Origin of the sequence: Pseudomonas sp. E6002, assembly GCF_013385565.1 — a bacterium.
Taxonomy (GTDB): domain Bacteria; phylum Pseudomonadota; class Gammaproteobacteria; order Pseudomonadales; family Pseudomonadaceae; genus Aquipseudomonas.
The window spans coordinates 13,167-33,215 of record NZ_JACAPT010000037.1; the positions used below are offsets into that span (position 1 = coordinate 13,167).

The following is a 20,049-nucleotide window of genomic DNA, read 5'->3' on the forward strand; positions in this document are numbered from 1 at the left end:
CGCCAATCCCGACTACGCTCATCCCCAACAAAAACAACACCGAGCGCCCCTAATGACTCACCCCACCGAGGCCTTCCGCACCACCTACCGCGCCAGCATCCACCCCTGCTACAACCCGTGGCTCCACGCTGGTTTCGTTTTCGGCTACGGCCTGCTCTGCATCAGCCTGTTCTGGTCCACCACCCGGCAAATCCAGCTATTGGAATGGCTGGCCATCCCCCTCACCCTGATTTTCTTCAACCTGTGTATCTATCTCGTCCACCGTCACCTGGGCCATCACAAACACACCTTCGCCCGCCTGTTCTACGCCCGTCACACCGGCGACCACCACAGCTTCTTCACCCCCGATCACATGACCTACGACAGCCCTCGAGACTGGCGTGTCATCCTGTTCCCCGCCTGGCTCATCCTGGTCCACAGCCTGGTCATCACCCTCCCCGCCTGGTGGCTGCTCAAACACCTCAACCCCAACGTCGCCGGCCTGTTCGCCGGCTGCATGATCCTCGGCTACCTGCTCTACGAGTTTTTCCACGCCTGCGAACACCTGCCCCCCGACCACCCCGTGGCCCGCCTGCCGTGGATCCGCCAGATGCACCACCTGCACGCCCTGCATCACCGGCGCGAACTGATGCAGGGACGCAACTTCAACATCGTCCTGCCGCTGATGGACTATCTGTTCGGCACCCTGCATTGGGAACCGCCCACCACTGATCACCAGGAATCGTCATGAGTACCCGTCCAAGCAACGTTGGTCGTCTGGTCCTGCTGATCCTGACCGCCATCGTCGCCTTCCTGCTGCTGATGCCCACCAAAGTGCAACCGGTCAACTGGTCGCCGCCCAAGGCGCCATCCCTGAAGGACGGGCCCTACGCCGAAAACCAGCGCCTCAAGGACGTGAAAAGAACCGGCGCCCAGGACATCGCCGGGCCCGAAGCCTTGTTGCTGGATGGCAAAGGGTTCCTCATCACCGGCCTGCATGACGGGCGCATCATCCGCACGGCCCCCGAAAGCCACGTTCTCGAAGAGCTGACCAACACCCAGGGTCGCCCCCTGGGCCTGGCCCTGCATCCGGACGGGCGGTTGATCATTGCCGATGGGATCAAGGGCCTGCTCGCCCTCGACACCCAGCACAATCTCACCACCCTGGCCACCAGCGCCGCCGGCCTGCCGTTTGGCTTTGTCGATGACGTCACCGTCGACGCCGCCGGGCGTTATGCGTACTTCAGCGATGCATCAAGCCGATGGGGTTATGGGGAAGACGGCGAGGCGGTGATCGAGCACGGCGGTGACGGCCGTTTGCTACGGTATGACTTCAGCACCGGCCACACCGAGGTATTGCTGGACCAGTTGCAATTCGCCAATGGCGTGGCCCTGGGGCCGAACGAAGACTATGTGCTGGTCAACGAAACCGGCGCCTATCGCATCAGCCGCTACTGGCTCAAGGGCGACAAGGCCGGCGTCCACGACCTGTTTATCGACAACCTGCCGGGCCTGCCGGACAACCTCAGTTTCAACGGCAAGGACCGGTTCTGGGTTGCCTTGTATTCACCGCGCAACCCGCTGCTCGACGGTTTTGCCGGCTACCCGCTGATGCGCAAGATCATGGTACGGGCACTGATGGTGGTGCCCAAGCCCATCGAGCGTAAGGCCTTTGTGCTCGGGCTGGACGTGAACGGCAAGGTCATCGCAAACCTGCAGGATGGCAGCAGCGGTAACTACTCGCCCGTCACCACGGCACGTGAGTACGGTGACTGGTTGTATCTGGGTTCGCTTAAAAACACCGGTATGGCGCGCTTGCCACTCAAGGTGGCGTTGGCGCAATAACGAAAAAAAGCCCCTCGGCTATGGCTTGGACCAGACCTCCCAAATGATTGCCAGGACCATCAAAACCATTCCGCCGTAATAGGGCCATACTGCCCATCGCTTCAGGGCCACGGGGACGGACGTCAACTCTGCCTCAGTTACCTCGCCCTTTTTCAAATGGCGTTTTGGCATGGACAGCAGCTCGACGATCACAACCATTCGCATGGTTTTGTCGATCGGCAGATTCCTGCGCCAAAAACGCTTGGTGCGTTGAACGGCCTCGTTTTCGGTGAAATAGCTTTCCAACTCATCGAGTTTTCTGTACGCGACGAAGAGCAACAGTCCCAAGTTGATAAGCATCCATAAAAGCAACGTAACAGTGAAAAAATCATAATAAGACATGATCAAGCCCCATCAGGCTGATACATCAGGTCACCCATCATTTCTCCACCCCATTCACCGGCACGCCCAAACGTACTCCCGGCGGCATAACCTCCGGCAGCACCGCCGATGATCCCGCAGACCAGCGCACCCTGCCCTTTCACCGCAACCCCCATGACTATCCCGCATAAACGTCTCCCGAGCGCAGCCCCCAGAGTCCCTCCAATAGCGGCTCCACCCACCCCGCCCACCAACTTCCCACCCTCCACATACTTCGCCCGCCTACACATCGCCTCCCGCCCCTCCATACATGCTTCCTTGATCTCCAACCCCGCCACACCCACATCCAACGCCAACCCCACATACGTCCCCTTGCCCAAAAACCTCGACGTCTCGGCAATGCTGCGAATCCGCTGCGTGTAGCCCACGATTTCACTCTTGTGCAGATAACTCTTGGTGGAAATACCCAGTACTTTTTTCAGTGACTTATTGGTTTTCAGGCTCGTGCCAAATCGCGCCGCACCTTGAAGTTGAGTATCCAAGCGCCGGAACAACATCTGCCGCTTCTGGATAAACGCTTTCTTATTCAAGGCTCCATCCTTGAGTTGTTGATGCAAACGCTCAATTTCTTCCAGAGTGCGCTGAACCTCGTCCAGGTGTCGCCCCCAGGCCGCCGTCGAACTGCCGACTCCCACCGAGCTATAAGCCAATAAACTCTGGAATAGATCATAGTTATTGATCACCGCCGCCCCAGCCGAGGCATCCAACTCCAGATTGCGCTGAATCTCCTGGGCATGGCGCATCAACCATGCATCATCAGTAGTGCAAGCCACAGCGTAGGCATCGGGAACGATCACCATCTGCCCCGGCGTCACCAGGCTTGCCTGACGCAAATGCAGGTTCAACGCGTCGAATTGATCGGAAAGTTGCCCACTGGCCCCGGTCAGTAACCGGGATTTCAAACTGAGGTAGTCCGTGGTGCGGTCATTGATGTATCCCTGCGCCATCACTTACATCCCTGATGTAATGGATATGGCGCAGGAATATAGGCAGGCGAACACGGCCCGGACACAAGGTTGGAACAGCTGAAATTACATTTGGGAAATCACCTACCTGGCAGGTAATCAAGGCCTACAAAAAATCGTCGGACTCAATACCCCGTCATCTCCAGATACCCCACCCCACCCTGAAATTTCACCGGCCCCTCCCAGTAAGGAATGCTCAGGTTCATCCAGGCCTTTGGGTTGACTGCTTCCGTGGTGATATCCAGATGTTTGCCCGGGATCTTCAATGACCACTGGGTGGGAATGCTGCGCCCATCAATGGCAGTCGTGCCCAGCGGCGTCAGTTGAATATCCTGGTTGTGCAGGGTCTGTGTGTGGCCCTCTTTGTCGATCCAGGTGCCGGTCAGGTAGGACGGTCCGTCTTTCTGCCGCACCCGAAACAGCATCAATTGCTCGCCACTGTCCAGGTGCAGGGAGAACCAGTCCCAGCCGGTCTGGCTGGCGGTCAGGGGCTGGCTGCTCCACTCGCGGTCGAGCCACGCGGTGCCGGTCACCGGGTAGTTTTTTCCGTCGATCGTCACGCGGCCATCTGCCTGTAAAAACGGCTGGCTGTAGTAGTACGACGCCTGGCCCTGGTCGGACTTGCGGCTGTAGCCGTTGTCGCCCTGGAGCACCAATGGGCGGCTGGAGGTCAGGTGCAGGTCATAGTTGAAATGCTCGCCTGCAGCCTTGAGTTGCATGTCCGCCAGGGGGCTGGCTGCACCGGGGCGGGTGGCGAAATTCCAGTCATCGATCCAGGCATTGAACGGCACCGCCTGGGCCCCTGCCTGCCCCACGCCGCCGCGGGCGTAGCGTTCGCTGGCGTAATGGCGGGTGGCCGAGGTGACGGCGGCGTGGCCGAGCCAGATCGTCGAGTCGTGCCAGCCGGGTTGTGTCGGGCCGGCCTTGAGTGCGTTGCGAAACAGCGTCCATTGCACGCCGTAGGCATTGCCCTCGGCATCCTTGAGGTTGGCGGTGAGGTACCACCATTCGATGCGATAGCCGTCATGGGGGCCATGGTCCTGGGGAAAGCTGAAGACCTTGCCGGGCACCACCTGGGCAAAGTCCGCGGCCTGGCTGCCCAGTCCGGCGAAGCTTTCTTCAGGTGCAGGTGGTTTGTCGCAGGCGCCCAGCAGCAGGAACGTCGCCCATAGCAGGCACTTAATCTTCATTGGCAAAGGTCCTCAGCAAATCCGCCGGGCGACTGCGGTACAGCTGCCACAACGGCCAGGCCGAAGCCAGCAAGGTGGCCAGCATCGCCAGGCCCAGCAGTTGCGCCAGTTGCCCCGGGAACACCTGCAACGGCAGGCGCCAGCCGAAGGCCTGGACGTTGATCACCACGTCCAGGCACCACGCCAGCAGCAAGCCCAGCGGCAACGCCAGCACCAGGGTCAGCACCGCCAGCAGCCAGGTCTGGCCGAGGTTGAGCAGCATCAATTGGCGTCGTGTCACGCCCAGCGCCCACAGCGGGGCCAACTGGCCAAGACGGCTTTGGCTCTGGGTCAGCAGGCTGATGAACAACGCCACGCCGGCCACGCCCAGGGTCAGGCTGTTAAGGGCGGCGGTGGCGGCAAAAGTTCGTTCGAATACCTGGCTCGACCAGCCCTTGAGCTGCTGCTGGTCGACGATGCGGCTGTCTTCGAGGGCAAACCGTTCCTGTACTGCACGCACCAGCGGCAGCACGTTGCCCGGCAAAACCCGCAGGTTGAAACGCGCCGGCGACAATCCCGGCCAGTGCTGCAACAGGTGCCGCGAATTCACCAGCAAGTGGCCCTTGGGGTTGCCGTAGTCGGCATAAATCCCCACGACCTTCGGCGACCATGGACCTTGGGGCGTGGGGATGCTGACCACATCGCCCAGCCGCACCTTGAGCCGGCGTGCCATTTGCTCACTGAGCATCAGGCTGTCGTCCTGCAACAACTGGCTCCATGGGTTCGCCGCCGCTTCCAGCAGCGGCCAATGCTGGCGATAAGTAGGGTCGTCGACCACGCCGAACAGGTCAGCCGGCCACCCCTGCAACTGCACCGCAACCTGCCAGGTCGGCAGCACTGTCTGCACCAGGGGCTGCTGTACCAGCCAGGTTTGCAGCGCCTCGGCCTGGGCCGGATTTTGCGAATTGAGGTACAACTCGGCGGTCAGGCGTTGTTCCAGCCAGTTGTTGAAGGTCTGGCGAAAGCCCGAGGTCATCGAGCCCGCGCCGATATTGGCGGCCAACGCCAGCAGCAAGGCCATCAGCGCCAGGCTCAGGGCCGGCAACTGCTGGCGGCAATCGGCGAGAAACCATTGCCCCAGCACCGAACGGCTGCGCCCCAATACCGCCTTGAGCACGCCATTGAGCACCACCGGCAAGCCCAGCGCAGCGCCCAGCAACAAGGCCGCCATCAATACAAAACCACTGGCCAGGCTGTCGCCAAATACCAGTGCCAACAGCGCAACCAGTAAGGCCGAACCCGCCACCCAGCCCTGGCGTCGCAGCCAGCGCCCATGGGCCTGGTGCCAGGCCTGGGCATTGGCCAGCGCCAACAACGGCAAACGCGCCGCCCGCCACAGGCTGCTCGCCCCGGCGAGCAACGCGCCGAGCAAACCCAGGCCCAGGCCACTGAGCCACCACAGCGGGCTGAGGCTCAGTTGGCCGGGTACCTCGGCGCCATACAGACCGCGCAAGCTGGCGGCTACATCCGGCAGCAACAGGCTGGCCAGCAAGTACCCGCTGGCCACGCCCGCCAGGCCACCCAGCACGGCCAGGCCACCGAGTTCCACCGCCAGGCTGAGGATCAGCATCCGCGCACTGACCCCGCACGCCCGCAAGGTTCGCAGCAGGCCGCGCCGCTGCTCCAGCGCCAGGCCGATGGCGGCATGCACGATAAACAGGCCCACCACAAAGGACAGAAAGCCCAGCGCATCGAGGTTCAGATGGAAGCTTTCAGTGAGGCGCGCGAGGTTGTTTTCCTCGGCCTGCTTGAGCTGCAGTTGCGCGCCCAGTTCCGGCGGCAGGGCGGGATGCGCGGCGGCAAAGGCCTTGCCCAGCAGCAACCGCGACAGGCGTTGGGGCATGTCCAGCAACGGTTGGGCGAAGCCGATATCGGTCAGCAATACGCCAGGGGCCATGTCCGCTTGAACATGCAGCGGCGGCAGCGCGAGCCCGGCGGCTGTCAGCGGCTGGTCGCCCTCTTTCAGGCCCAGAGACTGCAAGGTCTGCGGCGCGATCCAGGTGCGTCCCGGCGGGTTGAAGAACGCGACCATCTGCGCCCGGTCCAGGGTCTGCCCGGCCAGCGCGCCACCGCCGGGCAACGACACCGGGTCGATGCCCATCACTTGCAGGCGCTGGTCTTCATGGCCCTTGAGCTGCACGCGGCCCTGCACCACCGGCGACACCGGCCACCCGGCGCGGCGCAGGTCGGCAAACAGCGCCTGGGGGAAGCTGGCACCGTCCGGCGCACTGAGGCTGGCCTGGGGTTCGCCGCCGATCAGCTGGCTGGCCCGCGCGTAGCTGTCCCGCGCCTGGCTGTTGAGGGCTTGCACGCCGGTCAACAGTGCGGTGGCCAGCCACAGGCCAGTGAGCACACTGAAGAATTGCACAGGGTGGCGCCGCCAATGGCTGAGCAGCGCGCGCAGTGTCCAGTGGAAGACGCGCATGTCAGCGGGCGTCCGCAGCGAGTACCTGGCCGCGATGCAACACCACCTGCTGGTCAAGGCGCGCCGCGATGCGCGGGCTGTGGGTGACCATCAGCAAGCTGGTGGGGCTGTCCCGCAGCAGGTCCAGCAGCAGTTGCAGCACTTCGTCACTGGTGCCTTCGTCGAGGTTACCGGTGGGTTCGTCCGCCAGCAACAAGCCGGGGCGCGACGCCAGGGCTCGTCCTACCGCTACCCGTTGCTGCTGGCCGCCGGACAGTTGTTCGGGGTAACGCCTGAGCAAGTCACCCAGGCCGAGTCGCTCCACAAGCTGCGCTTGCCACGCCGGATCGAGGCGCCCGGCCAGGCGCGCCTGGAAGGCCAGGTTGTCTTCGACCCGCAGGCTGCCGATCAGGTTGAACTGCTGGAACACCAGGCCGATCTCGGTGCGCCGCCAGTGGGCCAGTTGCGCCTCACTCATCTGGTCCAGGCGCTGGTCGCCGACCTGGATGCTGCCACGGTCGACCTGGTCGAGCCCGGCCACCAAATGCAGCAGCGTGCTTTTGCCACTGCCCGACTCACCCATCAACGCCAGGCTGCTGCGCGCTCCCAGGTACAGGTCGACACCTGCCAGCACGGTCAACGGCCCCTGCGGCGTGCCATAACTCTTGAATACCCCTTGTACCTGCAGCATCACCCCTCCCCACAAGCTTCTGGACTTAAGCCGGAGAATAACGGTTGTCACATTTTTATGTCACAACCATGGGAAAAAGGAGCGCCCCATGACCCCTGCAAATTTTTCACATCGATTTCACCCGGCCGCCACCTGCTGCACTTTAAATTGCCGTCCATGGGCAGATAACAGGCTGGTTATTTCAAACGCCCGTTAGTGCAAGTGAACAATTTTTTATATCGGTATGTTCAGCAAAAAGACAGCGCCCCTGTGACACGCTTTTGCATATTCCTGCATCAGCGCTACTCACTTGGCGCCTGCCTAACTTGCCGCTGCCAGTTACCGGATTAACGCCTGGAAGTTACCAATGGTGAATAGTGTGGTTGACCTGACCCTGAGCAAGTCTCGCTCGCGCTGGGCATTTGTAAAACAGCTGAACAAACTGTGGCTGGGCGTGGCAGGTATCGTGATGATCAGCCTGGCAGTAACGGCGTTCATCTGGTGGCCAAGATCGCCGCTGGACCTGGGCGTGGGCCACCGCCTGCTCACCTCCGGAACCCTGGAAGCCTGGCGTAATGGAGACCTGGTGGTGCTGGTCCGCCATGAGGAACGCTGTGACCGCTCCAACAACCCTTGCCTGGGCCCGTCAGACGGCCTGACCACGCTCGGCTCGTTGTCTGCCAGTGCCGTGGGCAAGGCCTTCCAGACCCTGGGCATGGAAAACACCGACGTACTGAGCAGCCCCACTACCCGTACCGCGCAGACCTCGCTGTTCATGTTCGGCAAGGCCGAATTGTCACCCGGGCCCCTGGCCATCTGCGGCCCTGCCATCGGCGAGGAACTGCGCCCGCATAAACACGCGGACCGCAACCTGCTGGTGGTCACCCACAGCGCCTGCATCAGCGACTTCGAGGAGGCATTGGACTACTCACACGCTGCCCATGCTGAATACGGCAGTGCATTGTTTGTAAAGCTGCTGCCCGATGGCAAGTTCAAGGCGCTGGGTATTTTGAACAGTAAGGACTGGGCCGCCGTGCTTAAACAACTTTAGAACACTTCTTAACATTTAATCATTCAAGTTCGTTCAGCAAAAAGACAGCCAGACCGTGGCATCGTCTATGGTTTTAATTGATTTTTTTAGAAAAATTATTAGCTCACTAACTTTTCACAAGTTAACAACATGACGATGACCTTCGATGACTTATTGGACGCCACACGTTTAACGAGCTTGACTGGGGCACAGGGATATTCAGTTTCGCCCCCCCACTAACAGACTGTTTAAGGAATAACGTTCTGTGCCGCATTTCTACCCGACCACGACCACCTTCCACCCCTCGCGCATGGCTGATCCAGCGCTCGCGCTGATTCACCGTCAATACCGCTTGAGAGTGCAATAGCCATGACCCGCCTTAAACCATTGCCCGTATTACTACTGGCATTCGTGATGTTCTATCTACTGCCACTGGGCCTGCATGGCCTATGGATTCCTGACGAAACCCGCTACGCCCAGATCAGCCAGGAAATGCTCATGAGCGGCAACTGGGTGGCACCGCACTTCATGGGCGTGCGCTATTTCGAAAAACCCGCAGCCGGCTACTGGCTCATTGCACTGGGCCAGGCGTTGTTCGGTGAAAACCTGTTCGGCGTGCGCATCGCTTCCGCCCTGACCACCGGCCTGAGCGTCGTGCTCGCCTACCTGATCGCCCGCCGGCTGTGGAACGACCCGCGCAAGAGCTTCGCTTGCGCGCTGCTCTACATGAGTTTCGGCCTGGTGGCCGGGCAAGCCGGTTATTCCAACCTGGATCCGCAATTCACCTTTTGGGTCAACCTGAGCCTGGCGGCGCTGTGGTTTGCCCTCGACAGCTCCACCCCCCGTGCCCGCCTCGCCAGCTGGACGTTGTTGGGTGTGGCCTGCGGCATGGGTTTCATGACCAAGGGTTTCCTGGCGTGGTTGCTGCCGGTGCTGATCGCCCTGCCTTACATGCTCTGGCAACGTCGCCTGGGGGAACTGCTGCGCTACGGGCCGCTGGCGATTCTGGTGGCGGCCGTGGTGTGCCTGCCCTGGGCGCTGACGATCCACCTGCAGGAACCGGACTACTGGCGTTTCTTCTTCTGGCACGAGCACATCCGCCGGTTCGCCTCCGACAATGCCCAGCATGCACGTCCCTGGTGGTTCTACCTGCCGCTGATGGTGGTGTCGTGCCTGCCATGGGCGGCGCTGCTGCCGGCGACACTGTGCAAGGCCTGGAAGGAAAAGCGCCAACCGGCCATCGTCTTCCTGGCGCTGTGGTTGCTGCTGCCCCTGGGCTTTTTCAGCCTGAGCAACGGCAAGCTGCCGACCTACATCATGCCGTGCCTGCTGCCGCTGGCGCTGCTGATGGGCCATGCGTTGATCGACCTGCTGGCCAACGCCCGCACCCGCACGCTGCGCGTCAATGGCCTGCTCAACCTGGGCATCGGCGTCGCGACAATGGTGACGCTGATCTACCTGCAAATCGACCGGCCGTTGTACGGCAACAGCCACAGCGAGATGTTCAACCTGTCCCTGACGTTCATCGTGCTGATGGGCTGGATGCTCGCCAACCTGCTTCAAGCCTTCCGCCCATTGGCGCTGTGGGCGATGCCGGCGTTGGGCATTGGCCTGCTGGTGGCGCTGTTGCCCGCCGGCATGCCGGCGGTGATCGAAGATAACCAGATGCCTGATCAGTTCGTGCTCCAGCACCTGGACGAGCTCCAAAAGACCCAAGCGCTGCTGAGCAACGAACTGGAATCGGCGTCGGCCCTGGCATGGCGCCTGCGGCGGCCCGAAGTGACGCTCTACAACACCGAAGGCGAACTGCGCTACGGCCTGCAATACGCCGACTCGATGCACCGCAAGGTGGATCTGGACAGCGTTCAAGCCTGGCTCAAGCAGGCGCGCCAGCAAGGCCCGGTGGGCGTGCTGATGCGGGTCAGGAGCACCAGCGAAATGCGCGAAGCCGGCCAGCTGCCGTTGGGGGGCAAGCGTTATTACAAGGGTGACCTGGAGATCATCATCTACCCGCCATTGCCGTAACACAGCGGCACTAATGTGGGGTGACCCATTAAACACTCATCCCACATCGGAACCGCTCCATGACCTTCTGGAAAACCGAACGCGGCGCCCTGCTGCTGCTCCTGGGCGTGTCGGCCCTGATCCTGCTGCTGGGCCTGGGCGCCCGCGACCTGTGGGGCCCGGAAACCCGCTGGGCGAACATCACCCTGCAGATGCTGCAAAGCGGCGACTACTTCGACCCGTACCTCAAGGGCACCCCGTATTACGACAAACCCCTGCCGTCGTACTGGCTGATCACCGGCCTGGCCAACCTGATGGGCGGCCTGGGCCCGTGGTCGTTGCGCCTGTCATCGGTCATCTCGGCGTGGCTGAGCATCTGGCTGGTGTACCTGATCGGCGAGCAACTGTTCCGCAAAGGCACCGGCCTGATTGCCGGCTGGATGCTCGCGACCACCTTCTACTTCCTCTTCTGGGCCCGGGTGGCCACGGCGGACGTGCTGACCGTATGCGGCGTGCTCGCCGCCGTCTGGTGGTATTGGCGCGGGCCGGACGATACGCGGCTGGGGCGCTACACGGTGTTCTTCCTGTTACTGGCGGCGACGTCGCTGTTCAAGGGCTTGATCGGCTTTGTACTGCCGGGCCTGGTGCTGTTGCCGCACTTGCTCAGCGAACAGCGCTACAAACGCCATCTCAACCTGCGGTTGGTGCTGGCCGTGATCATCGCCGGGGCGTTCTACGCGATCCCGTTTGTGCTGTCCCACCTCTACGGCGCACCGACCTACGGTGCAAGCGGCCTGGAACTGGTGTTCCGGGAAAACGTGGTGCGCTTCTTCGACCCGTTCGACCATATGGGGCCGATCTACACCTACCTGATCTACCTGCCGGCCTACACCTTGCCCTGGGCGCCGTGCTGGGTGCTGGGCCTGTGGCTCGCCGCGCGGCATTGGCGCGACACCCCGCCCAACACCCGCTGGCTGGTGTGGGGGCTGGGCCTGCTGTTTGTGTTCTTCACCGCCAGTGGCAGCCGGCGCAGTTACTACGTGCTGCCGCTGGTGCCGTTCGCGCAGTTGCTGGCGGCGTGGTGGGTCAGTGAGCGTATCGCCCGCAAAGGCACGGTCGGCCGGGGTTGGTACCGTGGGTTCGGCATCGCTGCCGGGGTGATGCTGCTGGTACTCGGGGTGGTGTATCCGTGGACCAATGGCAATGGCGGCGTGACCCGTTTCGCCGAGGACGTTCAAGCGCAAGCAGTGAAAAGCGCGCCATGGAACGCGTGGCAGATGGTGATGGTGGAAGTCGACAACAAGGTACCGATGTACCTGCAAAATCACGGGACGCCGTTCTACTACGTTGCCGAAACCCAGGACTTTCCGCGCCAGGGCGACAGTGCGGCGTTCATGGCCTGGCTGGAAAAAACCAGCGGCCGCACCTTTGATCCCAAGCGCACAATTATTGTCGCGCAGTCCACCAAGGATGACCCGACGCCGCTGGCCTACCTGGGCAACGATCATCAGGTCATCACTACCCAGCCGGACAATGGTGAACGGTTGTTCCACAAGCGTGACGGTGGCAGCGTGGCATTTGTGCCCAACGCCGCGCCGTAGCACTGGCGGCATGGGGCGGGCATTGCTAGTGTGGCGCGCTTAAGCCACCGTCCGAGCCCGGCCCGCCATGCCCTACTCTTCCCTTTCCCTTGCCGCCCTGAGCCTGATCGTGCTCGCCACGCCGGTAGCGGCAGACACGCCGATGCCGGCCAACATGGTTTACCTGCGCAGCCTCGACCCGAGCATCGCCCAGGACATTCGCTACGCCAGCCCCCACAACTTCACCGGAGCGCCGCTGGACGGCTACAACGCAGCCGAATGCGTGCTGTCTGCCGACGCGGCAAAGGCACTGGTACGGGTCCAGGCCGAGTTGGCCAGGCAGGGTTACGGCTTGAAGGTCTTCGACTGCTATCGTCCCAGCCGTGCCGTGGCGAACATGGGCCGCTTCGCCAGCCTGCCGGGGGATCCGGCCAAGGCCGAGTTCTACCCCCGGGTGAACAAGCAGGATTTCTGGCGCCTGGGCTACGTGGCCAAGGTTTCCAACCACTCCCGGGGCGCGGCAGTGGACGTGACCCTGACCGGTCCCGATGCGCGGCCAGCCCAGGCCTGGAGCGCCGACACCGCGGCGGTGGATTGCGCCGCCGGTTACGGTCGACGCTTGCCCGATGGCGGCCTGGACATGGGCACCGGTTTTGATTGCTTCGACGAAATGGCTCACACCAACAGCCCCCACATCAGCCAGGCGGCACGCCAGAATCGCCAACGGTTGAGCGCTGCGATGGCCAAGGAAGGCTTTACCGGTTATGCCGGCGAATGGTGGCACTTCACCTACAGCCGCAATCCGGTGCGGGCCGAGCCGATGGACTTCCCTATCGAACCGCTGCGGTAACATCACAACACAGCTTCAGCTTGATAAAGCCCGGGGCAAAAACTAGCGTTTGAGGTTTCCCTCTTTTCAAGGACTGAACGCCGTTGAACACGCTCATCAAAACCTGCGCGGCGCTGCTGACGCTGCTTTCAAACGTGGCACTCGCGCAAATCCCCGAGACCAGCCGGCAACTGATCGTGGTCACCACCCCGGGCTGGAACGCCCTCCAGGGCACCGCACAACGCTATGAGCGGCACGGGCAAGGCTTTCAGAAAGTCGGCGAACCCTTTGCCATCGTGGTCGGTAAAAACGGCATGGCGTGGGGCACCGGCCTTACGACACCCACCCCCGACCAGCAGCCCCTCAAGCATGAAGGCGATGGCAAGGCCCCGGCCGGCATCTTCAAACTCGGCGGTGCCTTCGGCTACGCTCCCACCGCTGACACCCGCTTGCCTTACGCGGCCAGTACCGCCACCCGCGAATGCGTGGATGACAGCCAGTCCAGCCATTACAACACCCTGGTGGACAGCTCGGCGGTGAACAAGGACTGGACCAGTTCCGAGCGGATGCTGCGCAAGGACCAGCTGTACCGCCAGGGGATTTTTGTCGAGCACAACACACCGGCTTTGGCCAACGGCGGCTCGTGTATTTTCCTGCATATCTGGCGCAGCGTCAGTTCGGGAACATTGGGCTGCACGGCGATGGACCCGGTGAATATCCAGGCGTTGTTTGCCTGGCTGGACCCGCGAGAAAACCCGCTGCTGGTGCAACTGCCCGCAGCGCAGTACGACCTCTACCGTGAGCGCTGGAAACTGCCGTCCCGCTGAGCTGACAGCAGGCGTTGAAATGCGGCCAATACCTCGCCGGGTTTTTCCAGCATGAGTTGGTGGCCGCATTCGGGCAGCAACTGATACTCGGCATTGGGCAAATGCCGGGCGAGTGCTTCGCCGCCGCTGGCCGGGGTCAGGCCGTCGGTGTCGCCGGCCAGCACACTCACAGGCAGGGTCAGGGTGAGCAGTGCATTGGCGTCTGGCCATTGGACGTTTTTCATCAGGGCCTTGAACATGTACAGCGGGTTGCGCTCGGTGAGTTTTTCTTCGTAGGCGACCAGTGCGGGGTCGGCCTTGGCGTTCCATGCCGCCTGGCGGAAACCTTTGGCCAGCAGTGGGCGCAGCCATTCCAGGAGCCATGCGGGTAGACGCATCAGGCCGCCGCTCCGGCTGATGCTGTGGAGTCGGGTGCCCAGCAGCAATACGGCTTCGATGGGGATCGCGGGTTTGGCCAGCAAGGCGCTCAGGGTCAGGCCAGTGCCGAAGGAGTGGGCGACGATGAGGTTGCGGGAGCCGCCGTAGCGCCTGAGGATTTCCAGGTAGTCGGCGACCAGTTCGGGCCAGGCGTAAGCCTCGGGGTTGCGGGGTTTTGCGCTGGCGCCGTGGCCGAGCAGGTCCCAGGCGACCAGACTGTAGCCTTGGGTTTTCAGGGATTGCCATTGGTGGCGCCACTGGTCCTTGTTGCCGCCGGCGCCGTGGCAGAAGAACACTACCGTGTCGGGTTGGGTGGTGCCCGCGTGATGGGTGATGCTCAGGTGACGGTTGGGGCGGATTTCCAGTGGTTGGCCCTGGATCACTGGCAGTTCGGTGAAAGAGGTCGGCATGGAGGTTTCTCAATAAGTGAAAGGATTGAGTGTGGTGTAGCAACAGCAAAATCAAAGGTGGACACGATCCAAATGTGGGANNAAGGTCGTTAACGATAACGCGAACATCCTGATTCAACGCGGCGCTCTCAGGTTCTTCGCGAGCAAGCCCGCTCCCACATAAAGCGGCTCTGCTTTTGCTCTAACACTCAGGTCGCCTTTGCCGCTTTTGCAATGTGACTTGCTGTAAGAGCGAAACCATAGGTGGCCGTTAGCTGAATAACGGATATGCCCCCAACCCCAACACCCCAAGTCAGATGGCCTCAGCCATCAACAACTCCCGCGTATACGGATGCCGCGCATCAGCAAACAGCGCCGCCGTCTCCCCCTGCTCCACCACCCTCCCCTGACGCATCACCGCAATCCGGTCACACAACCGCGCAGCCACCCGCAAGTCATGAGTAATAAACACAATGCTCAACCTGAACCGCCGCTGCAGCGACTCCAGCAACTCCAGAATCTGCACCTGGATCAGCGCATCCAGCGCCGACACACACTCATCAGCGATCAACACCTTAGGCTCCACCGCCAACGCCCGGGCGATCCCTATGCGCTGCCGTTGCCCCCCGGAAAACTCATGAGGAAACCGCTCAAACGCCGCTGCCGGCAACCCCACCAACCCCAGCAACTCACGGGCCCGCCGCTCGGCATCCGCCTTGGAAACCCCCTGCACCAAAGGCCCAGTCATAACAATCTGCCCCACCGTCTGCCGCGGATTGAGCGAGGCAAACGGATCCTGGAAAATCATCTGCACATCACTGCGCAACGCTCGCAGCCGCCCTTCAGACAACCCCGCGACCTCCCGCCCTAACCACTCGATCCGCCCGCTGTCAGCACGCAGCAAACGCACAAGGCACCGACCCAGGGTCGACTTGCCCGACCCCGACTCCCCCACAATCCCCAACGTCTCGCCTTCACGCAATTGCAGCTGAACCGCATCCAACGCCTGAGTCGCACGCCGCCCCCACCAACCGCTGCGGCTGCGGAACACCTTGCCCAGCGCTTCGGCCTTCAGCACCACAGGGCCAGCCACCTGCGTACGTGGCACCAGCGGTTGCGCCGACACCGCCGCCAACAACTGCCGGGTGTAATCTTCCCGGGGCACACGCAACACCGCCGGGGCCGTGCCCTGCTCCACCACCCGGCCCTTTTCCAGCACCAGCACCCGGTCGGCAATCGCCTCGACCACGGCAAAGTCGTGGGTGATAAACAACAGTGCCATGCCCTTGTCCTGCTGGATCTTGCGCAGCAGGTCGAGAATCTGCGCCTGGGTGGTCACGTCCAGCGCCGAGGTCGGCTCATCGGCAATCAACAGCGCCGGATCAAACGCCAGGGCCATGGCGATCACCACCCGCTGACGCTGCCCGCCAGACAGTTCAAACGGATACGCCAGTCGCAAGCGCTCAGGGTCGGGCAAGCCGACATAACCGAGCAAATCCACCACCCGCTGACGCCGCACCCGTGCCGCCGCCACGCCATGGGCGCGCAGGGTTTCATCGATCTGTTGGCCCACCCGCAACAGTGGGTTGAGGGCGCTCATGGGCTCCTGGAATACCATGCTGATATCCCGCCCGCGCAGTTGGCGCATGGCCTCTTCGCTGCGGTCGGCCAGGTCTTCGTCGCGAAACACCAGGCGCCCGCTTTCCACCTTCAGCGGGGCCGGCAACTGGCGCAGCAAAGCCTTGGCCAGCATTGACTTGCCGGAACCGGATTCACCCACCACACACAAGCATTCGCCACGGTTCAGTTGCAGCGACAGGTCATACAGCGCATGGCTGCGGTCCGCACCGGCCGGCAAGGCGATACGCAAATGTTCAACACTCAACAACGTCATAGCGACCTCCCGGGCTCAAAGGCCACACGCAAACCTTCACCGACTCGATTGACCGCCAGCACGCACAGCACAATCGCCAACCCCGGCAGAAAGCTCATCCACCAGGCGTCCCGCAGCAAGCCACGGGAGGCATTGATCATGTAGCCCCAGCTCATGGCTTCCGGGTCGCTCAAGCCGAGAAACGCCAGGGCCGCTTCGGTGAGGATCGCCGTGGCCATGACAAAGGTCATGGTCACCAGCAGCGGCGCCAGGGCGTTGGGCAGGATCTGCTGGGCGATGATCCCCAGCGGCGACTGCCCCAGCACCCGCGCGGCCTGCACGAATTCGCGCTGGCGCAGGGTCAGGAACTCACTGCGCACCAACCGCGCCACCGCCGGCCACGCTACGAGTGCGATGGCCAGCACGATGGAGAACAGGGACGGCTCAAGGATCGCCACCAGGATCACCGCCAGTACCAGTTGCGGAATGATCTGGAAGAACTCGGCAATGCGCATCAGCACACCGTCGAGCCAGCCACCGAAATAGCCGGCGACCGCGCCGACCAGCAGGCCCACCACCAGGGTCGCCAGGCTGGCCAGCGCCCCCACGGCCAGGGACACCCGCGCGCCGTACAGCAGGCCACTGGCGAGGTCGCGACCGAGCAGGTCACTGCCCAGCCAATGGGCCGGGTCGTGGAATGGCGCGAGCATCGGCTGGCTGTTCATCTCCCATGGCGAGCTGCTGGTCAGCCAGGGGGCGGCGATCGCCAACAGCGTCAGCAGCAGCAAAAACAGCGCACCGATCAACGCCGCAGGCTGGCGCACAAAACGTCGGAAAACCAGCATCAGCCTTGCACTCCTGCACCGATACGCGGGTCGAGAAAACGACAGATCACATCGGTCAACACGTTAAAGCCCACCACCAGAATCGAGATCACCAGGAAACCGCCCATCAACACGCCGTAGTCACGCTGGGCCAGCGAGTCGTACATCAAGCGACCAATCCCCGGCCAGGAATACACCACCTCCACCAGCAACGCGCCGCTGGCCAACTGGCCCAGTTGCAAACCGGCAAAGGTCACCACCGGCAACAGCGCATTGCGCAACACATGCACGTACAAAATCCGCCGCGGGTGCAGGCCCTTGGCGTGGGCGGTGCGCACGTATTCCTGGCCAAGGGCGTCGAGCACGGCGGCGCGGGTCAGGTGGATATACAAGGCGAGGAACAGCACGCTCAACGACACGCACGGCAGCAGCAGGTGCTTGAGCCGGTCGAGCAGGGAAAAGTCCTGTGCCACCGTTTCCATGCCAAACGCCGGCAACCAATCGAGGCTGACGGAGAACAACAGGATCAGCAGCATCGCCAGCCAGAATGGCGGCATCGCGTACAGCAGCAAAGCGCCGTGGGAGATCACGCCATCCAGCCAGTGGCGCTTCTGTCGGGCCCGGGCGGCCAACGTCCCCAGGGTGACGCCAAGCACCGACGAGAGCAAAAATGCCGAGCCCATCAGGGCCAGTGTTGCCGGCAAGCGCTCGGCAATCAGCGACCACACCGAGGTCTGGTTGCGGTAGGAATAACCCAGGTCCAGATGGGCGATATTGCCCAGGTAGATCAGCAACTGCGTGAGCAACGGCTTGTCCAGGCCCATGGTCTGGCGCAGGTGTTCGATGAACTGCACATCATCCACCCCCGCCTCGCCGGCCAACAGCAGCGCCGGGTCACCCGGCGCCAGGCGGATCAGTAAAAAGCCCAGCACCAGCACCGCCACAATCATCAACAGTGCCTTGAGCAGGCGACCGCTGAAATACAGCAACCCGTTCATGGTGCTGGCGCGTCGAGGTAGACGCTTTCGTAGTCTTCGTTAAGGCTGGTGGCGGTTTGCAGCAGGTTCTTCACCTCTTTGTGGAACAGTGTCGGGTAGCGCATTTCGAAGATCGGCGCGATCGGCAGGTCGGTGTTCAGCACGTTTTCCAACTGGCTATAGAGCCTGGTGCGTTCCGGGCCTTCCGGGGTGTTGGCGACCTGGGTCCACAGGGCATCGGCCTCGGGGCTGTTGTAGCCGCTGACGTTGGCAAATGGCGAAGTCTTGAGGATGTAGTCGGAGCGGTACAGGTAGGCGTTGGTCAGGTACGGGTCGCCGATCTGGAAGATGAAGTTGTAGGTCAGGTCGAAGTCCCAGTCGCTGACGCGCTGGAACCAGGTGGCGGCGTCGGACGTCACCACTTGTACCTTGAAGCCCAGCGGCTGCAGGGCTTGCTTGGTGTATTCGGCCAGGCGCTCCCAGGCACCGCCCTTCTCGCCGTTGAGCAGGCGAATCCGCACGGCGCCCACGTCCACGCCGGACTCGGCAATCAGCGCCTTGGCTTTTTTCACGTCATAGGTGTACTGCGGCAATTGCGGGTCGTGGTACGGCGAGGTGGACACGAACTGGCCGGGGGCAACCTTGCCCGAACCGAAGAAGATGTTGTCGACGATGAACTGGCGGTTCAGCGCATACAGGATCGCCTGGCGCACCTTGGGGTTGTTCAGCGGCGGCTTGCGCGTATTGATCTGCAGGAAGGCCAGGCCGGAATACAGCTCCCAGCCTTTTTCCGACGACTGCACGTCCGGCAAGGCGGTCAGGCGCTTGAGGTCGGAATAGTCGGCATCACCGCTGCGCAGCACCTGCACGTCGTTGCGCTCGAACGCCGCAGCGCGGGACGAGCCGTCCGGGATCACGTGGAAGATGATCGCATCCAGGTGTGGCAGGCCCTTTTTCCAGTAGTCGGGGTTCTTTGCCAGCTTGATATAGGCGCCGCGTTTCCACTCCACAAACACAAACGGGCCGGTGCCGACAGGCTTGAGGTTATAGGGGTTGTTGCGAAAGTCAGTGTTCTCGTAGAGGTGCTTGGGCACCACAGGCCGCAGCCCGCTGCCCAGGGCCGAGAGCAACGGCGCGAAGGGTTTCTTGAGCTGGAACACCACCTGCAGCGGGCCCTTCGCGGTGATGCTGTCGACGTACTCGGTGAAGACCCCGCCCAGACGCTTGTCCACTTCGGGGTAGAAGGTCTGGAAGCTGAACACCACGTCATCGGCGGTGAACGCGTGGCCATCATGCCAGCGCACGTTGTCCTGCAAATCGAAGGTGTAGGTCAGGCCATCGGGAGAAACGGTCCAGGCCTTGGCCAATACCGGTTTGGGTTTCAGGTCGGTGTCGAAGGTCAGCAGGCCCTGGAGGATCTTGCCGCTGACGTACTGGGTGGACACGTGGCTGACCACGCCGTGCATCAGCGACGGCGGTTCGGGTTGGGCCACCAGGTTCAGCACCCCGCCGTCATGGGGTTGCGCCTGAGCGGTGCCGGCCAGCAGCACGGCGCCAAGTCCCAGGTATGAAAGGACACGGCGAAAAGATAAAGGGCGCATGGAGACTCCTTGACTAAGGTTTTGTCAGGGATTTAGCAAGGGCTGTGCCATGGGGCGACGGGCCGCGTTTGCGGGCATCACAGGCCTTGGCAGTGATGAAAAAACCACAGTGGCCGGGACGAGTGTGGAAAAAGCAACAGCCCGCCCTCTTGAGGAATGGTTGTGCGTAGCAGCTGCCGAGCCTTG

General features: G+C 62.3%; 17 protein-coding genes. 7 read left to right on the forward strand and 10 right to left on the reverse strand.

Annotation, left to right across the window (positions count from 1 at the left end):
- Positions 1-52: 52 nt before the first annotated feature.
- A complete protein-coding gene (locus HX815_RS27220; RefSeq protein WP_003210261.1) occupies positions 53-730 on the forward strand; it encodes a sterol desaturase family protein in 678 nt (225 codons plus the stop codon).
- Positions 727-1,824: an SMP-30/gluconolactonase/LRE family protein gene (locus tag HX815_RS27225; RefSeq protein WP_003210263.1), complete on the forward strand. Its 1,098-nt coding sequence runs from the start codon at positions 727-729 to the stop codon at positions 1,822-1,824. The genes HX815_RS27220 and HX815_RS27225 overlap by 4 nt, the downstream gene beginning before the upstream one ends.
- An 18-nt stretch (positions 1,825-1,842) precedes the next feature.
- On the opposite strand, the gene HX815_RS27230 is transcribed toward HX815_RS27225, so the two are convergent.
- The 5 genes from HX815_RS27230 to HX815_RS27250 form a co-directional block, all read right to left on the reverse strand.
- Entirely contained in the window at positions 1,843-2,205 is a 363-nt protein-coding gene (locus HX815_RS27230) for a hypothetical protein (RefSeq protein WP_003210265.1), read from the reverse strand.
- A 2-nt stretch (positions 2,206-2,207) separates the two neighbouring features.
- Positions 2,208-3,191 carry a hypothetical protein gene (locus HX815_RS27235; RefSeq protein ID WP_003210266.1) on the reverse strand — a complete coding sequence of 328 codons (984 nt, stop codon included), beginning with the start codon at positions 3,189-3,191 and terminating at the stop codon, positions 2,208-2,210.
- 143 nt (positions 3,192-3,334) lie between these two features.
- On the reverse strand, positions 3,335-4,399 hold the full coding sequence (locus HX815_RS27240) for a lipocalin-like domain-containing protein (protein ID WP_177029202.1): 1,065 nt from the start codon (positions 4,397-4,399) through the stop codon (positions 3,335-3,337).
- Positions 4,389-6,863: an FtsX-like permease family protein gene (locus HX815_RS27245; protein ID WP_177029203.1), complete on the reverse strand. Its 2,475-nt coding sequence runs from the start codon at positions 6,861-6,863 to the stop codon at positions 4,389-4,391. Before HX815_RS27245 ends, HX815_RS27240 begins: the two co-directional genes overlap by 11 nt.
- Position 6,864: 1 nt before the next feature.
- Entirely contained in the window at positions 6,865-7,533 is a 669-nt protein-coding gene (locus HX815_RS27250) for an ABC transporter ATP-binding protein (protein WP_008431380.1), read from the reverse strand.
- Between the two features lie 346 nt (positions 7,534-7,879).
- Here HX815_RS27250 and HX815_RS27255 point away from each other — a divergent pair, with 346 nt between their 5' ends.
- The 5 genes from HX815_RS27255 (at position 7,880) to HX815_RS27275 (ending at position 13,782) form a co-directional block, all read left to right on the forward strand.
- Entirely contained in the window at positions 7,880-8,563 is a 684-nt protein-coding gene (locus HX815_RS27255) for a histidine phosphatase family protein (RefSeq protein ID WP_177029204.1), read from the forward strand.
- Between the two features lie 348 nt (positions 8,564-8,911).
- Positions 8,912-10,567, forward strand: coding sequence for a lipid IV(A) 4-amino-4-deoxy-L-arabinosyltransferase (gene arnT, locus HX815_RS27260; protein ID WP_177029205.1), 1,656 nt, complete (start codon positions 8,912-8,914; stop codon positions 10,565-10,567).
- A gap of 59 nt (positions 10,568-10,626) precedes the next feature.
- Positions 10,627-12,147: a glycosyltransferase family 39 protein gene (locus HX815_RS27265; protein ID WP_177029206.1), complete on the forward strand. Its 1,521-nt coding sequence runs from the start codon at positions 10,627-10,629 to the stop codon at positions 12,145-12,147.
- A 67-nt stretch (positions 12,148-12,214) separates the two neighbouring features.
- A complete protein-coding gene (locus tag HX815_RS27270; RefSeq protein ID WP_177029207.1) occupies positions 12,215-12,976 on the forward strand; it encodes a M15 family metallopeptidase in 762 nt (253 codons plus the stop codon).
- A gap of 83 nt (positions 12,977-13,059) precedes the next feature.
- Positions 13,060-13,782 (forward strand): L,D-transpeptidase, encoded by a 723-nt coding sequence (locus tag HX815_RS27275; RefSeq protein WP_003210282.1) that lies wholly within the window; start codon positions 13,060-13,062, stop codon positions 13,780-13,782.
- Here HX815_RS27275 and HX815_RS27280 read toward each other — a convergent pair.
- The 5 genes from HX815_RS27280 to HX815_RS27300 form a co-directional block, all read right to left on the reverse strand.
- On the reverse strand, positions 13,749-14,609 hold the full coding sequence (locus HX815_RS27280; RefSeq protein ID WP_003210284.1) for an alpha/beta fold hydrolase: 861 nt from the start codon (positions 14,607-14,609) through the stop codon (positions 13,749-13,751). The two genes, HX815_RS27275 and HX815_RS27280, sit on opposite strands and share 34 nt — an antisense overlap.
- 292 nt (positions 14,610-14,901) lie before the next feature.
- The gene (locus tag HX815_RS27285) at positions 14,902-16,482 is read right to left on the reverse strand and encodes an ABC transporter ATP-binding protein (protein ID WP_177029208.1); all 1,581 of its coding nucleotides are present in this window, start codon (positions 16,480-16,482) and stop codon (positions 14,902-14,904) included.
- Positions 16,479-17,306, reverse strand: coding sequence for an ABC transporter permease (locus HX815_RS27290; RefSeq protein WP_003210288.1), 828 nt, complete (start codon positions 17,304-17,306; stop codon positions 16,479-16,481). The genes HX815_RS27285 and HX815_RS27290 overlap by 4 nt, the downstream gene beginning before the upstream one ends.
- Positions 17,306-18,283 (reverse strand): ABC transporter permease, encoded by a 978-nt coding sequence (locus HX815_RS27295; protein WP_087693384.1) that lies wholly within the window; start codon positions 18,281-18,283, stop codon positions 17,306-17,308. Before HX815_RS27295 ends, HX815_RS27290 begins: the two co-directional genes overlap by 1 nt.
- The gene (locus tag HX815_RS27300) at positions 18,280-19,863 is read right to left on the reverse strand and encodes an ABC transporter substrate-binding protein (RefSeq protein WP_008431399.1); all 1,584 of its coding nucleotides are present in this window, start codon (positions 19,861-19,863) and stop codon (positions 18,280-18,282) included. Before HX815_RS27300 ends, HX815_RS27295 begins: the two co-directional genes overlap by 4 nt.
- Positions 19,864-20,049 lie beyond the last annotated feature (186 nt).

Excerpts from the sequence above, each read along its gene's own strand:
- arnT (WP_177029205.1), top strand. The coding sequence starts at position 8,912 with ATGACCCGCCTTAAACCATTGCCCGTATTACTACTGGCATTCGTGATG.
- HX815_RS27285 (WP_177029208.1), bottom strand. The coding sequence starts at position 16,482 with ATGACGTTGTTGAGTGTTGAACATTTGCGTATCGCCTTGCCGGCCGGT.
- HX815_RS27295 (WP_087693384.1), bottom strand. The coding sequence starts at position 18,283 with ATGAACGGGTTGCTGTATTTCAGCGGTCGCCTGCTCAAGGCACTGTTG.
- HX815_RS27255 (WP_177029204.1), top strand. The coding sequence starts at position 7,880 with ATGGTGAATAGTGTGGTTGACCTGACCCTGAGCAAGTCTCGCTCGCGC.
- HX815_RS27220 (WP_003210261.1), top strand. The coding sequence starts at position 53 with ATGACTCACCCCACCGAGGCCTTCCGCACCACCTACCGCGCCAGCATC.
- HX815_RS27245 (WP_177029203.1), bottom strand. The coding sequence starts at position 6,863 with ATGCGCGTCTTCCACTGGACACTGCGCGCGCTGCTCAGCCATTGGCGG.
- HX815_RS27280 (WP_003210284.1), bottom strand. The coding sequence starts at position 14,609 with ATGCCGACCTCTTTCACCGAACTGCCAGTGATCCAGGGCCAACCACTG.
- HX815_RS27240 (WP_177029202.1), bottom strand. The coding sequence starts at position 4,399 with ATGAAGATTAAGTGCCTGCTATGGGCGACGTTCCTGCTGCTGGGCGCC.
- HX815_RS27270 (WP_177029207.1), top strand. The coding sequence starts at position 12,215 with ATGCCCTACTCTTCCCTTTCCCTTGCCGCCCTGAGCCTGATCGTGCTC.
- HX815_RS27235 (WP_003210266.1), bottom strand. The coding sequence starts at position 3,191 with ATGGCGCAGGGATACATCAATGACCGCACCACGGACTACCTCAGTTTG.
- HX815_RS27250 (WP_008431380.1), bottom strand. The coding sequence starts at position 7,533 with ATGCTGCAGGTACAAGGGGTATTCAAGAGTTATGGCACGCCGCAGGGG.
- HX815_RS27300 (WP_008431399.1), bottom strand. The coding sequence starts at position 19,863 with ATGCGCCCTTTATCTTTTCGCCGTGTCCTTTCATACCTGGGACTTGGC.
- HX815_RS27265 (WP_177029206.1), top strand. The coding sequence starts at position 10,627 with ATGACCTTCTGGAAAACCGAACGCGGCGCCCTGCTGCTGCTCCTGGGC.
- HX815_RS27225 (WP_003210263.1), top strand. The coding sequence starts at position 727 with ATGAGTACCCGTCCAAGCAACGTTGGTCGTCTGGTCCTGCTGATCCTG.
- HX815_RS27290 (WP_003210288.1), bottom strand. The coding sequence starts at position 17,306 with ATGCTGGTTTTCCGACGTTTTGTGCGCCAGCCTGCGGCGTTGATCGGT.
- HX815_RS27230 (WP_003210265.1), bottom strand. The coding sequence starts at position 2,205 with ATGTCTTATTATGATTTTTTCACTGTTACGTTGCTTTTATGGATGCTT.